This window comes from Rhizobium arsenicireducens (assembly GCF_964021225.1).
Map to the genome: position 1 here is coordinate 55,615 of NZ_CAXHYK020000001.1, position 14,020 is coordinate 69,634.

Annotated in this window: 13 protein-coding genes; 6 read left to right on the plus strand and 7 right to left on the minus strand. The window is 60.0% G+C overall.

Features of this window, described 5'->3' with window-relative positions:
• Positions 1–27: 27 nt before the first annotated feature.
• From ACWPVA_RS00270 to ACWPVA_RS00290, 5 genes are all read right to left on the minus strand, one after another.
• Positions 28–1,179, minus strand: coding sequence for a YncE family protein (locus tag ACWPVA_RS00270; protein WP_454285760.1), 1,152 nt, complete (start codon positions 1,177–1,179; stop codon positions 28–30).
• A 125-nt stretch (positions 1,180–1,304) separates the two neighbouring features.
• Complete coding sequence (locus tag ACWPVA_RS00275) at positions 1,305–1,487, minus strand: hypothetical protein (RefSeq protein ID WP_454285761.1); 183 nt, start codon at positions 1,485–1,487, stop codon at positions 1,305–1,307.
• Between the two features lie 154 nt (positions 1,488–1,641).
• Complete coding sequence (locus tag ACWPVA_RS00280) at positions 1,642–2,112, minus strand: GNAT family N-acetyltransferase (RefSeq protein ID WP_454285762.1); 471 nt, start codon at positions 2,110–2,112, stop codon at positions 1,642–1,644.
• A gap of 15 nt (positions 2,113–2,127) precedes the next feature.
• Positions 2,128–3,030 (minus strand): proline iminopeptidase-family hydrolase, encoded by a 903-nt coding sequence (locus ACWPVA_RS00285; RefSeq protein WP_454285763.1) that lies wholly within the window; start codon positions 3,028–3,030, stop codon positions 2,128–2,130.
• Between the two features lie 66 nt (positions 3,031–3,096).
• Complete coding sequence (locus ACWPVA_RS00290) at positions 3,097–3,879, minus strand: helix-turn-helix transcriptional regulator (protein ID WP_454285764.1); 783 nt, start codon at positions 3,877–3,879, stop codon at positions 3,097–3,099.
• 128 nt (positions 3,880–4,007) lie between these two features.
• Between ACWPVA_RS00290 and ACWPVA_RS00295 the strand changes: the two genes are divergently transcribed.
• The 5 genes from ACWPVA_RS00295 to ACWPVA_RS00315 are packed head-to-tail and all read left to right on the plus strand — an operon-like array spanning position 4,008 to position 9,960.
• A complete protein-coding gene (locus ACWPVA_RS00295) occupies positions 4,008–4,898 on the plus strand; it encodes a proline iminopeptidase-family hydrolase (protein ID WP_454285765.1) in 891 nt (296 codons plus the stop codon).
• Between the two features lie 49 nt (positions 4,899–4,947).
• A complete protein-coding gene (locus ACWPVA_RS00300; RefSeq protein ID WP_454285766.1) occupies positions 4,948–5,886 on the plus strand; it encodes an ABC transporter permease in 939 nt (312 codons plus the stop codon).
• The gene (locus ACWPVA_RS00305; RefSeq protein WP_454285767.1) at positions 5,883–6,737 is read left to right on the plus strand and encodes an ABC transporter permease; all 855 of its coding nucleotides are present in this window, start codon (positions 5,883–5,885) and stop codon (positions 6,735–6,737) included. Before ACWPVA_RS00300 ends, ACWPVA_RS00305 begins: the two co-directional genes overlap by 4 nt.
• Positions 6,734–8,410: a dipeptide ABC transporter ATP-binding protein gene (locus ACWPVA_RS00310; protein WP_454285768.1), complete on the plus strand. Its 1,677-nt coding sequence runs from the start codon at positions 6,734–6,736 to the stop codon at positions 8,408–8,410. Before ACWPVA_RS00305 ends, ACWPVA_RS00310 begins: the two co-directional genes overlap by 4 nt.
• Before the next feature lie 35 nt (positions 8,411–8,445).
• Entirely contained in the window at positions 8,446–9,960 is a 1,515-nt protein-coding gene (locus ACWPVA_RS00315) for an ABC transporter substrate-binding protein (protein WP_454285769.1), read from the plus strand.
• A gap of 102 nt (positions 9,961–10,062) precedes the next feature.
• Here ACWPVA_RS00315 and ACWPVA_RS00320 read toward each other — a convergent pair whose 3' ends face one another.
• Both ACWPVA_RS00320 and ACWPVA_RS00325 read right to left on the minus strand, forming a co-directional pair.
• Entirely contained in the window at positions 10,063–11,625 is a 1,563-nt protein-coding gene (locus tag ACWPVA_RS00320; protein ID WP_454285770.1) for a D-aminopeptidase, read from the minus strand.
• 264 nt (positions 11,626–11,889) lie between these two features.
• Positions 11,890–12,945: a DmpA family aminopeptidase gene (locus ACWPVA_RS00325; protein WP_454289490.1), complete on the minus strand. Its 1,056-nt coding sequence runs from the start codon at positions 12,943–12,945 to the stop codon at positions 11,890–11,892.
• A 29-nt stretch (positions 12,946–12,974) separates the two neighbouring features.
• On the opposite strand from ACWPVA_RS00325, the gene ACWPVA_RS00330 reads away from it, so the two are divergent.
• Complete coding sequence (locus ACWPVA_RS00330) at positions 12,975–14,000, plus strand: hypothetical protein (protein ID WP_454285771.1); 1,026 nt, start codon at positions 12,975–12,977, stop codon at positions 13,998–14,000.
• The last annotated feature ends 20 nt before the right edge of the window (positions 14,001–14,020 follow it).

A 14,020-nucleotide genomic window follows, 5' to 3' on the forward strand; every position in this document is an offset into this window, starting at 1 on the left:
GAACCCATGGCCCCGCCGCCGGTGGCGTCAATGCGCGTGAAAGTCCTCGACCTCGGGCGTCAACATGATCGTGTTGATCGTTAAACCCGCGTCCTTGAAAGCATCGTTGCTGCCGAGCTTCTTGCCCGCCACCAGGTCGATCACGGAAATCGAGCCGTCGTTCATGCCGGGGATGTTGATCAGGCTGTTCTGCACATAGGCGCGGCTGCCGTCAGGCGAGAACACCATGTGGTGGGCACCGCCCGCCGCCTCGACGGCGTAGAGGTGCTTAGGCGCGCGCGGGTCGGAGATATCGAAGGCGTTGAGATGCCCCGGCAGCGCCGTGGTCACATAGGCCCGGTCGCCCTCAGCGTTGAAGTAGACCTCGAGCGCCATTCCTTGGCCGATCGCGGAGAAGTCGAAGTCACCGCGAAAGGAGAACGTCTCCAGCTTCGGTTGCCATTCGGCGATCCAGATGCGGCCCTCATACATATTGGTGATGTAGGCGACCGGCGGCTCGGCTCCCGGGACGAAGAACGCCTCGACGGGCGCCGTGCCCGCCGGAGACGGCTTGTCCGCGATCTTGTGCGTCGACAGGACCTTGCCGGTGCTCGGCTGGATGACAACGATAGACTCGCCGGCGTCCGTGGCATCCTTGGGGTTGACCGTACTCGTCACCAGCATGCGGTCGATGCCGTCATGCACGGTGATGCCGTGCGGATAGGGCGCGGGCATCGGAATGGTTTCGAGCACCTCATCCGTCTTCGCGTCGCCGACGATGACGACCGAGCTTCCCATGCAGGTGAGATACCAGCGGTTTTGCGCTTCGGAAAAGGCGACATCCTCACCCACCTCGCAGCCGGGAACGGGTACGACCTTGGTCCGGTACGGGAAGCTTGCCACGTCGAGAACCCGCAGTTCGGAGCGGCCAAGCGAGGTGAGGTAGGCCCGGTCGCGCGCAGGGTTGTAGAAGATGTGATGCGAGATCAGATTCGGCGGCAGCGGAATCTGGGCAAGGATCTTACCGTAGTCCGGCACAGCCGGGTCGAGCTCGACGAAGGCAATGCCCTCCTGGCGGACGGCTTTCTGGCCTTTGGTTTCATAGAGAACGAGTGCCGTCTGCTCCGCCTGCGCGGAGGTGAAGGACCCGGCGAGCGTGGTGGACACGGCGATCGCGGCGATTGCAAAAGTCTCTCTCATTGTCGTTTTCCTTGTGTTTGTGTCTTGAAAGAAGGGAAGATTTGACCGCCGCCGCGCGCCCTTGCTGGGCGGGGAACCGCCCCGGGACTTGGGCCGGGCGGGGTTTCTGCAGGGATCTGCAAAAGTCAGTCGGCGAAGAGTTCTCTCGCACTAGACGCGACATATCGGATATCGGACCGTGTCAGGCCGATGTCCTTGAGCTGGGCATCGAAGAGTGTGTGCAGCATCCACGCGTTGCGGCGGGTGCGGCGCATCCGGAGCAAGCTGGTTGCAACAGCGATCGTCGTTCGTGCAGTGGTTGTTCTCATGGGTCTTTTCCTTGTTCTCAATCGTTGATCGAAGGTCATGCGGTCTGTCTCCGCGCGCCCTTCACGCTGAGAAGCCGGATTGGTTCGGGTTTGGCGCCGGCGAACCTGCCTCAGCGGGTCGACCTGTCGATTTTTTGGCGGCTTCGCACGCGGCTCAGGCTGAAAACCGCCAGGCCACCGACTCCGGGATCTGGTCGAGCGACCTCTTGAGCAGCTTATTCATCCGGATGCAGCCGAAGCTGCTGCCGGTATTCAGCGGCAGTTGTTCGCGTCCCTGCGCCAGATAACCGAGCCGCTCATAAAGTGCCGCGCCGGACAAGGTCGCCGTCAGGGCGATGTCCCGCATGCAGTGATCGAGGGCGTCTCGTTCGATGCGCGTCATGATTGACGATGCTATGCCGCGCCGTGCGGCGGCAGGGTCGACGAAAACGCTGCGAACGGTGGGCAGGGCTTCCGCTTCATCCCTCTTGCCGAACCCTGTCGCGTAGGCCGGTCGCCTGCGGACGGTGTCGATATCTACGTGAAGGCCGAAGCATTCAACCCTCTGGTTGATAGCCCGATCGGCGCGGGTGAGATCAAGGCTGGCGTTCCGGTAGGTGAGGGTGGTTCGGGTCGGACCGCTCAATCTGTCAGTGTTGCCTCAATCGTATTCCTTGAGGAATTCCGAGACGGTTTGCAGGCAGAGCTCCTTTTCCTCCACGTGGGGCATGTGGCTTGATTGCTCAAAGACCACCCAGCGGCAGCCGGGGATATTCTCGATATAAGGGGCGACCACCAACGGCGTTGCCTCGTCATGGCGCCCCGAGATCAGAAGTGTCGGGGCTGTGATCGAGGACAACCGGTCCTCGATCGTCCAGTCCTTCATGGTTCCGATCACATGGAACTCGGTCGGGCCATTCATGTTGCGATAGACGGTGTTGTCCTCGTCCATGATTTGAAAGGTGCGCGCCACTTCTTTCGGCCACGGCACGACCCGACAGACATGGCGGTCGTAGAAGGCCCGGGATGCGGCGACATAGTCAGGATGGGTGAGCGTTCCCGCTTGCTCGTGGCGCAGCAACGTGGCCTGTACGTCGGCGGGCAGTTCTTCGCGAAGCCGGTTGGCCTCAATCACCCAGGTCTTCATGCTGGCCGGAGAATTGGCGATCACAAGGGCCTTCAGGCCGGGGGGCTGGCGAACGGCATGTTCGGCGCCCAGCATGCCGCCCCAGGACTGGCCGAGAAAGGCATATCGATCCTGGATGCCCAGATGCGCCAGCAAGGCGTCGAGCTCCTCGAGGAACAGCGATACCGTCCAGAAATCCTCACCCTTTTGCGGCAGGCGTGTGGAGTTGCCGTTGCCGAGCTGGTCGTAGTGGATGACGGCCCGGCCATCCAGCGCCGCTATCTCCTTGAAGGAATCGACGTAGTCGTGGGTGCATCCCGGCCCGCCATGGGCAACGACGAGCGGCAGGCGCTCGCACGGAAGCTGGCCGGTGATGCGGTACCATGTGCGGTATTCACGATACGGCACGTAGCCTTCGATGGACGGAATGTCAGTCACGCCCGTTCTCCTTTGTCTTAGTGCAGGGAGAAAATCATAGGGGCGCTTAAAGGCACATGGCAGCTATCATAACTGATAGGGAGTGACGTTCTCAAGAAGACGGCACTGAGTGGCCCGGACGACCGCCTGCGTTTTGTTCTTGGCGCCGAGTTTGCGGGCAGCGGAATTCAGATGCATCACCACCGTCGGCACCGACCGGCCGATCACCCGGGAGATTTCCTTGGCCGACAGTCCATGGGCGGAATAGGACAGACATTCCCGCTCGCGTTCGGTCAGCCGCACGCCCGAAGCATTCAGAACCGTGTCGTCATAGAGCTCGTAGGCGGCTTCGTGAAACACCTGGGCAAGCAGATTGAAGTCGGCGAGCACATGTGTGGCCTCACGCATGAATTCCTTCCGCGCACCAAAGCGAACTCCGGTTACCGTTGCATAATCGCCGCGCGGCATGTGGACCGGCACGGTGACTCCGGCAAACATGTCGTGTTCGCGCAGGAAGTCACAGACAGGCTTTGTCTCCTCGGTCACGAAGCGCGTGATCCTGGTTTCCACGTCCGGGTCGTAGTTCCAGAAGAATGGCACCGATGTTTGCATGGCGAGCCGCTGGACCGGATCGATGCGGAAGTATTCGCGGGTGCACCAGTAATCATACATCTCACCGGCGATATTGCGCAGCTTGAGGAGGGTGGGGATTTCGACCTGGCCGTCCCAGCCGCGCCGCGCGGGCGTATAGTCATAGATTAGCGCTTCGAAACCCATCTTGCGCATCGCTTCGAAGGCAAGGTCGATCCTCTCGTCCAGAGTCCCTGATGCCGAAAAACGCTCTGTTATGGTACCAATTTCGTCAAGCATCCCACTCTCCGGCATGGCGGCGGCAAGGGCACCCTATCACTTCTTATAGCTAGTGCGCATGGTGCGATGCGTTAAAGTTAGCCATGCTCAAAAAATGGTCAAGGTAATTCAGAAGGACAGGGAGAACCATGTGGCGCGAAATCACTCCGGATGACCGCATCGAAGTGGAAGTCGACGGTTTCAAGGTGGTAACTTACCTGTTTGGCAGCGGCGATGAGACCATATTCTGCCTGAATGGCGGTCCGGGCCTTCCCTGTGACTATCTGCGGGACGCCCATTCCTGTCTTGTCGACAAAGGGTATCGTGTCGTTGCCTTCGACCAGCTCGGCACGGGCGCGTCCGATCGACCAACCGACGCCGCCTTGTGGACGATCGGCAGATATGTCGAGGAAACCGAGACGGTCCGCCGCAAACTCGGCCTCGGCAAGGTTCATCTTTTGGGGCACTCCTGGGGAGGGTGGCTTGCCATCGACTATGCCTTGAAATACCGCGAAAACCTCAAGACATTAATCCTCGAGGATACCGTTGCCGACATGCCGCATCTGGTTGTCGAACTGGAGCGGCTTCGCGCAGCCCTTGGCTCCGAGACTGTTGCCATGATGCAGAAGCATGAAGCCCAGGGGACGATCGACCATCCGGAGTATCTGGCTGCGATCACGATCCTCAACTATCGCCACGTCTGTCGTTTGCCGGATTGGCCAGCGCCCGTGCGCCGGTCGCTCGATGACTGGAACATGGGCCCGTATATAACCATGCAGGGGCCGAATGAATTCCTCTATACCGGCAACCTGAAGGACTGGAACCGCATCCCGGATCTGCCGGGGCTCGACCTTCCTGTGCTGATTACCGTCGGCGAACATGATGAACTGACGCCGGCCTGCGCCATGCGCATGAAGAACGCCCTGCCCAGTGCCGAGCTTCGTGTGTTGCGCAACGCAAGTCATATGCCCTTCTATGAGAACCCTGGGGACTACTATGGTGCCCTGACCGATTTCCTCGCCCGGCACAGGTCAGCCTGATGGTGATCGGAAATCATCGGGAACAGCAAGGAAGGCGGAAGTCGCCCTGATGCATCGATACAAGTTCGTCCTCTACCGGCCGCTACAGCTTCTGCCCGTTCTCTTCGGCATCAGCGTCATCACCTTTGTGCTCGTGCGCCTCATTCCGGGCGATCCTGCGCGTGTTATTCTTGGTACCAAGGCAACCCCGGCAGCGATTGCCCGAATTCGTGAGCAATACGGCCTCGATGAGCCACTCTGGCTGCAGTATTTCTATTTCATCGAAAACCTTGGTCGCGGAGAGATGGGTAAGTCGATCCTCTACAAGATCGATGTCTTGAAACTGATCGCCACGCGCATAGAGCCGACGCTCATGCTTGTCCTTACAAGCGTGTTCCTCTCCATCCTGATCGCCGTGCCGATGTCGGCGCTCGCGGCGCGCCACCAGGGCCGGCTGGCCGATCATGCCGTGCGGGTCGTATCCACCATGGGGATCGGGTTTCCGCCGTTCTGGCTCGGGCTCATGCTGATCATTTTCTTCGCGGTGCAACTCGATCTCTTTCCCGTCTCCGGCTATGGCAACAGCCTCGCCGAAAAGCCCTGGCACCTGGTGCTTCCGAGCCTCACCATCGCGCTGTCGCTGTCTGCGGTCATTACCAGAAGCCTGAGGGCTGCGATGATCCAGGGCTTGCGATCGGACGTGGCGACAGCCGCGCGTGCCCGGGGCATGCCCGAAAGCATCGTCTTCTGGCGCCATGTCTTTCCCAATTCGCTTGTTCCGACGATCAACCTGCTGGCCGTCAACATCGGCTGGCTGATCGGCGGAAGCGTGGTCGTCGAAACCGTCTTCGCTTTGCCGGGCATGGGTCAATTGCTCGTGAGGGCGATCTTCTCGCGTGACTACATGGTCGTCCAGGGGGTCGCCATGGTCTTTGCCTGCGCGACCGTGCTGGTCAATTTCCTCGCCGACATTATCACTGTGACCGTCGATCCAAGGGTGAAGCTATGAGCGCGTCGACGACCCGCTATTCCGCATCGTTCCGGATTAGCCGGTGGCTGGGCCGGCACCTTTCGCTTGCAATGGGCATGGGTATACTGGCCTTCTTTATCCTGGTGGCAATCGCGGCTCCCCTGATTGCACCCTTCGATCCGGTGGCGCAGATGGCGGATGTCCGCCTCAGGCCGCCGTCGTTCGCCCACCCCTTCGGAACCGACAATTTCGGCCGTGATATCCTGTCTCGCGTGATATGGGGCACCCGGATTGATCTTCAGATCGCGTTCATCGGCGTTGTCTTCCCCTTCGTGATCGGTACCCTGCTCGGAACCATCGCCGGCTTCTTCGGCGGGCTGGTCGACATCGTCTTCATGCGCATCATCGACATCATCCTTGCCTTCCCCTTCCTGGTGCTGATGCTCTCGATCATCGCCATTCTGGGGCCGGGCCTGATCAGCTTCTACATTGCGATGGCGTTGGTCGGCTGGGTGTCCTATGCACGCCTGGTGCGCGCCCAGATCCTGGTCCTGAAGAACAGCGACTATGCCGTTGCCGCCGTCAGCCTCGGTTACGGCCGGATGCGCATCATGTTCCGCCACCTCTTGCCCAATGCAATTGCCGGTTCGCTGGTGTTCGTGATGTCGGATGCTGTTCTAGTCCTGCTGAACGGTGCGGCCATCAGCTATCTTGGTCTTGGCGTCCAGCCTCCGACTGCTGAATGGGGGATCATGGTCGCGGAGGGCCAGCCGTTCGTCACTACCGCGTGGTGGATCACCTTCTTTCCCGGGCTCTCGATCGTTGTCCTCGCCTTTGGCTTCAGTCTGCTTGGCGATGCCCTGGGCGACCTGCTGGGAATTCACGAATGACCGCGCCCCTTCTCTCGATCCGCGACCTCGTCGTGAATTTTCACGGTGGAATGTCTACCCGGACCCTGATTGATCAAGTCTCCGTCGATCTGGCGCAAGGCGAAATCCTCGGTCTTGTCGGCGAAAGCGGCTCGGGCAAAAGCCTGCTCTGCCGTGCGGTCATGGGACTTCTGCCGTCGTCCAGGCTGTCGATCGATCAGGGCTCGGTAATGTTGGGCGCGCGCGATCTCGTGACCGCGAGCCCGGCTGAAATGCTGGCCGTTCGCGGTGGCGAAATCGGCATGATATTCCAGAACCCGAGCAGTCATCTCGATCCGGTCATGAGGATCGGTGATCAGATCGCCGAAGGCATACGCTTTCATCAAGGAGCAACGGCGCGCCAGGCGCGCGAGGCAGCGATTGAGATGATGGCGCAGGTCGGCTTTGCGCAACCGGCCCGGCAATACGGCAATTATCCGCATGAATTCTCCGGTGGGATGCGCCAGCGCGCGATGATTGCTGCGGCCCTTTCGTGCCGACCCAAGATCCTGATCGCCGACGAGCCGACAACGGCGCTTGACGTGACGATCCAGGCGCAGATTCTTGAACTGCTGCTCGAGCTGCGCGACCGGCTGGGTCTCTCCGTGATCCTCATTACCCATGACCTCGGGATCGTCGCACAGACCTGCGACAGGATCGCCGTGATGCAGAACGGTCAACTGGTGGAGCAGGGTGAGAAGCGGCAGGTCCTTTCCGCCCCGAAAGCCGACTATACCCGCATGCTGATCGGCAGCCACCCGTCTCTGCCGGCGGCCGGGGATGGGGTAAGTATTTGCCCGCCCGTCGCGGGCCATCGCAGCCCGCCGAGGCCCCTGCTGGAAGTCGATGATCTGCATGTCCGGTTTCATACCGGGGGCTCCTTCCTTCGTGCAGGCAGCAAGACCGTCAGTGCGGTCAAGGGCGTGAGCCTTCAGGTTATGCCCGGCGATGCGATCGGCATTGTCGGGGAATCGGGTAGCGGCAAGAGCACGCTTGCCCGCGCCATTCTCGGGTTGACGCCGATCTCGTCCGGTCATGTCACCTTCGACGGTGTCGATCTTTCACAACAACCCCGCCAGGCGCTCGCCAAGCTGCGTCTCGAAACGGCGATGGTGTTCCAGGACCCGCTCAATGCACTGAACCCGCGTTTTACGGTGGGCGAAACGATTGGCGAAGTCCTGAAGACGCATGGCATGCCGGCCGCGGATATCCCGGCCCGCGTCGATGAATTGCTGGACCTTGTACATCTTGAGCGGGAATTTTCCGCACGCAAACCGCGCAGCATGAGCGGCGGTCAGTGCCAACGTGCCGGAATTGCCCGCGCGCTTGCGGTCAACCCGCGTCTCATCATTGCCGACGAGTGTGTGGCGGCTCTCGATGTGACAATCCAGAAGCAAATCGTCGATCTCTTTGCCGAACTGAAGGAGCGGATGAACCTTACATTGCTCTTCATTGCGCACGATCTGGCGATCGTGCGCAATCTCTGTGAACGGGTCGTGGTAATGTACCAGGGTGAGGTGGTGGAAGAAGGCCTTTCTTCGCAGATTTTTGCCCGGCCACAGAATCCCTATACCGCAGCGCTAATCGGCGCCGTCCCCGACATAGATCCCGACAAGAAACTTCTGGCGCCCAAAGTCGCGCCCGCTGCCGCCTGAACCACTGCTCAAATCAAAAAAGAGGGAACAATCAAATGCTACGGAAATGGATGAGAATCGGCATGCTCACAGCCATGGCCGCGATTTCGGCGGGAGCCGGGATTGCCGAAGCGGCCGACGTTCTCACGATCGGTCGTCGTGAGGATTTAACGACGTTTGACCCGATCAGGACCGCGCAGAACATCGATTTCTGGGTCTTTTCGAATGTCTATGACGTGATGATCCGGGTCGACAAGACAGGGACGAAGCTGGAACCGGGCCTTGCCGAGAGCTGGACCGTCTCCGATGACGGATTGACCTACACCTTCACTATGCGCGATGCGAAGTTCTCCGATGGCAACCCGATCACGGCCGAAGATGCCGCCTTCAGCCTGCTGCGCATCCGTGACAACGAAGGCTCACTCTGGAGTGACTCCTACAAGGTGATCGAAACCGCGACGGCAACCGACCCGAAGACCCTCGTCGTCAAACTGGCGAGCCCTTCTGCCCCGTTCCTGTCCACCCTTGCCATGCCGGGCGCCTCGATCATTTCGAAGGCCGGGATGGAACAGCTCGGCGAAGAGACCTATGCCGAAATGCCGGTCGCCTCGGGTGCATTCGTCGTCAAGGAATGGCGGCGCGGGGATCGCGTTATTCTCGAAAAGAACCCGAATTTCTGGCAGGCCGACCGCGTGTCGCTTGACGGCGTGGAGTGGATCTCGGTTCCGGATGACAACACGCGCATGCTCAACGTCCAGGCCGGTCAGCTCGATGCTGCGATCTTTGTGCCCTTCTCACGGGTCGATGAACTGAAAAAAGACCCCAACCTGACGGTCCACCTCGACACCTCGACGCGGGAGGACCACCTTCTTATAAACCACGAGCACGGCGAACTTGCCAAGAAGGAAGTCCGCGAGGCGCTCGACTATGCGATCGACAAGAAGGCGATCGTTGATACCGTTACCTTCGGTCAGGGTGAAGTGGCGAATTCGTTCATTCCCAAGGGCGCGCTCTATCACAATGCCGACAACCTGCATCGTCAATATGATCCCGAGAAGGCCAAGGCGCTTCTGTCTGAAGCAGGTGTCAGCGGCCTGACGCTCAACTATCTGGTCAATGCGGGCAATGAAGTCGATGAACAGATCGCGGTTCTGCTCCAGCAGCAGCTGCAAAAAGCCGATATCACGGTGAACCTGCAGAAGATGGACCCGAGCCAGACCTGGGACATGCTCGTTGCTGGGGACTATGATCTCTCGGTCATGTATTGGACCAATGACATTCTCGACCCTGACCAGAAGACCACCTTCGTCGTTGGTCACGATTCAAACGAAAACTACATGACCCGCTACAAGAATGACAAGGTCAAGGACCTGGTGGCTGCGGCTCGTCTGGAAATGGTCCCGGCGAAGCGCGAACAGATGTATATCGACATCCAGAAGATGGCAAAGGACGACGTTCACTGGATCGACCTTTATTACAGCCCCTTCATCAACGTATCGCGTAAGAACATCGAAAACTTCGATCAGAATCCGCTTGGCCGTTTCTTCCTTGAGGATACCGTCAAGAACTGATGAGGCCTGCGGCCGGTTGTCTAAACCCGGTAGGCATTGACTGCAAACGGCCCCGCCTGACATCGTCAGGCGGGCTCTTTCCTTTGTGCCAGCGAGAGCACTTCATTCGTGCGTGCGATCATAGGTGATGTTGCGGGCAAGCCAGCAGCCGATCGTCAGTCCGCGGACCATGCCGTTATCGTTGCGGCTGATCTGTATCGTCCAGTCGCCCGGGGCCGGCGCATCCATGGAACGACGGCATGGCAATATCCAGAGATCCTCGGCGACCGGATAAAGGGCCATCATTTCTCCCCTGCCGAGGAATCCTTCGAAGAATCCATAAAAAGCTCCATTCCTATGGCTGATCTCGAATGTGGCATTGAGTTCCCTTGAATGATAACGGCCGTCAATGTCGGGTATTGCTGCGCCTGACACGCGTGTCGCTGAACCACGCAAGTTCTCGCGCCAGCGCTCGTAGGCGATTTCGCCACCGCACTGGACCAAGGTCATTGTGGGGGAATGTGCGGTGTCTGCCTCTTCGACGGAAAGCACCTCAGGCGATCCGGAAAACAGGGCTTTCAGGCCCCCATGACCTAGCGAAACCGTCAACAGAAGGCCGGTGTCCCGGTCAATGTAGTGGCCTTCCCAGCCGGGGCCAGCAGTCGCCATATTCCGTTCCTCTGTGGGGATGCCAAGCGCGGCCTTCATCAGCTTGGTCGCTGTTTCGTGCGCGTTTCCTTCATGGTTGAAAAGGACGACAACGGACAGTCTCTCTGACGGTGCGTAGATGCGGTGCATCCTGAAACCCCGCAGGGCTCCGCCGTGACCGGTGGTCTGGATCTTGCCAACCATGTCGTGGGCAAGGCCATTGCCATAGGGGGCTTTGCTACCATCAATAAACGTCTGAGGCTTCGACAGACGACGATAAAGGCCCAGTTCGTCATCGCGTGTCTTGTCGATGAAACGTTCCCAGGCGAGCATGTCTTCAAGAGATGCAAAGATGCCTGCGTCGCCGTTCCAGTAGATGCGGTTGGTCGCGGGGAAGAAGCCTACGGAATCGTTGCCCTCGTGACCGACGATCTCATTGCCAGTTTCGGCGGTATCTGGCAGCAATTCTGCCGTTTGCATTCCCGCAAGATCGAAGATCCGCTGGTGATAGAGTTCGCCAAGCGAGCGCTCCGAGACCTCCTCGATGATGTCGGACAGAATGCGGAAATTGCCGTTGGAGTAGGAATAGCGGCTACCCGGGGCAAAATGGGTGCTGCCCATGCGGGCAAACAAAGGTCTTGCATCTTCTCTTCGAAAAACACCTTCGGCGTCGGCGCCATGCAGTACAGTAAGAGCCCAATAGTCCCTCAGGCCCGACTGGTTGTTGCAGAGGTCACGGACGCTTGGTCTCTTCGTTTCCAGATTCGGCAGATGGTTCTGCAGGAGCGGATCGAAGTGCTCCAGATTATTCCCGAGGTCCTGCAATATGGCGCATGTGAACTGCTTGCTGATCGAGCAGATTGGAAAACGAGTCGAAGCCGTCACGGGGACGTGCCGCTTGGGATCGGCAAAGCCCCACACATGGCTTAGTATGACCTCGCCGTCCTTGACGACGCCGATTGCTCCACCGGGTCCGCGCACTTGCTCGGAAACCTTCTGAGCAAGCAGTTCCAGGGCGGAATGATCGATGGACTGCATGAATTCTCCTTACGGCTTTCGGGTGTCGGGCAAGACCGAACCAAGGCGACTTGGTCGTGCCAATCACCCAAGACCGGGCGTGTTGATGATCAGAAATGTTATAACTATCTGCGAGATAGGGTGAAATGGATAATGCGTGAGAGCCTTAGGTGCTTCTTCCCATTGTCGGCCGCGTTCAGCAATCACGTGAGAGCGGAGTCAAGAATTGCGTTACCGATCATGAACTGAGACCCAATTACCACCCGTTTTTGGGGATCAGCGCACTTACAGAAGCAGTCGCGCGACTTCCCGGCCATCGATTGCCTCGATGCGATAGCGATCGTGCGGAGTTCCCCCGGTGGTTTCGGCGGCAATCATGGCGTTCACGACGGCTTCTTCGATGCATTGGACTGCGGCGCTATAGGTAGGATCGAGGATCTCGTCGTTGACCATTTCGAGAGTTAACACCGGGCCGGCCTTGTGGCGCATTGGATGGGGATTGGCGGTCGAGAAGGCGAGGAAGATGTCGCCGGAATTGTTGCCGCCGATGGTGCCGTTGCGGCCGATGCCGATGGCGCCGCGCCGGGCGAGCTTCTGCAACTGGTGGGGCGCGAGCGGCAGGTCGGTGGCGATCACCACGATGATCGAGCCGCGCTCGGAAAGGCCGGGATCGTTCTGCTTCAGCAGTTTGCCGACCGGCGCGCCGCCGATCGTCAGCCAGTCGCGCTGGCCGTGATTGGCCTGCACCAGGGCAGCGACCGTGTAAGGCTCGCCGTCGAGTGCGATCCGTCGCGAGGCGGTGCCGGTGCCGCCCTTGAAGCCGTAGGCGATCATGCCTGCGCCGCCGCCGACATTGCCTTCCGCGACCGGGCCGGGTTTCGCGCCGTTCAGTGCCGCAAAGACATGATCGACGGTCACATGCTGGCCGTTGATGTCGTTGAGCAGCCCGTCATAGGTTTCGGCCACCACCGGCATGATCCACAGATGCTCGTCGCCTTCGTAGGTCGCGGCATATCGGTCGATCATCCAGCGCACCGCGCCGTGATGGGTGATGCCGACGCTGTGGGTATTGGTGATGAGCACCGGACCGACGAAATAGCCGCCGTCCTCGATCCAGTGCGATCCGGTCATCTCGCCATTGCCGTTGAAGCGATGAATGCCGGCAAAGACGGGAACGGGTTCATCGGCCGTGGCATGCGGCAGGATGGCGGTGACGCCGGTGCGCACCGGCAGCTTGCGGCCGGGGCGGGGGCTTTCCTCGCGGAGGGTCGAAAAGCCGACATGGATGCCCGCGATGTCGGTGATGGCGTTCAGCGGACCGGGTGTGCCGTCGAAGGGAATGCCGAAATCGCGGGCGCGCTTTCGGCGGGGTGCGGTCGTGTCGCGCCCAGGCCTTCAAGGCGTTGGTCGGCGACGGTATTCAGGCCTGCCCGCTGAACGAAAAGCTGCCACTCCTGAAGGATATTTACGTCCAGAGCGAGCCGGAGGACGTGAACCAGCTCTATTTCTGGCTGGACGGAGCCTTCGTCAAGGGTCGGGAAAAGGGCGGGGGCGGAGCGACCGTGAAGCAGGCGCAGGCCTTCATCCGAGACGCATTTGATATCGGCTTTTCGGAATATCTCAACAAAGACGTCGACATCGCAACGATCGCATCCGTCTACAACACCCCGTATGGCCCACAACACTATCTCACGGACCTCCCCGGGCACCGGGCCGAGCCCGGCCTTGTCGGCATCATTTCCGAGGGTGAGGCCGTCATCGACGCGATCAGCGAACGTACCCGCACACTTCGGACAAGCTTCGCCCTCGACGCCTCCTGCGATGACCCGGCCTTCGAACGCCTGCTCGACAGCGAGGCCGGTCTGAAGCTTTCGGCCTATCCGCTTGACGACGCCAATCAACTCGCTAGGCTCAAGGTGTCCTACGCGCTGGGTTTCATCCAGCAGCACCGGGAGACAGCCGGCGGCACGGCCACCAGAACCGAAGCCTACCGCAGGTATCGCGAGATCTGGGAGCGGCTCAAGCTACTCTCGGTCGTCCGGATTGAAGGCCAATTGCTCGACGAAGTCCGGTTGGGCGGCACCTGCGACCGTTGCGGCATGGCGCCGGTGACGATACGGGTCTTGAACGGATCGGAAATGCCGGGATGCAAGGTCTCGAGCGCCGATCCCCAGGGTCGCTTTACGTATCGTCACACGTTCCACCGAAGTCTCGATCGATCCTGCTGCAACCGTCGGGGACATTACATCCAAACCTGCCACGATCGATGCGCGGCATCTCGACCTTGTCGGCGTGCGGCCGCCTTTCGTCCGCCAGTTCAGCGTCAACCTGTTCATGCCGTTCGAGGCCGGCGAGGATCTGACGGATGCACTCAATGCCCTGCGTGGATTGCATGACGCAGCGATGGAAGCCGCAG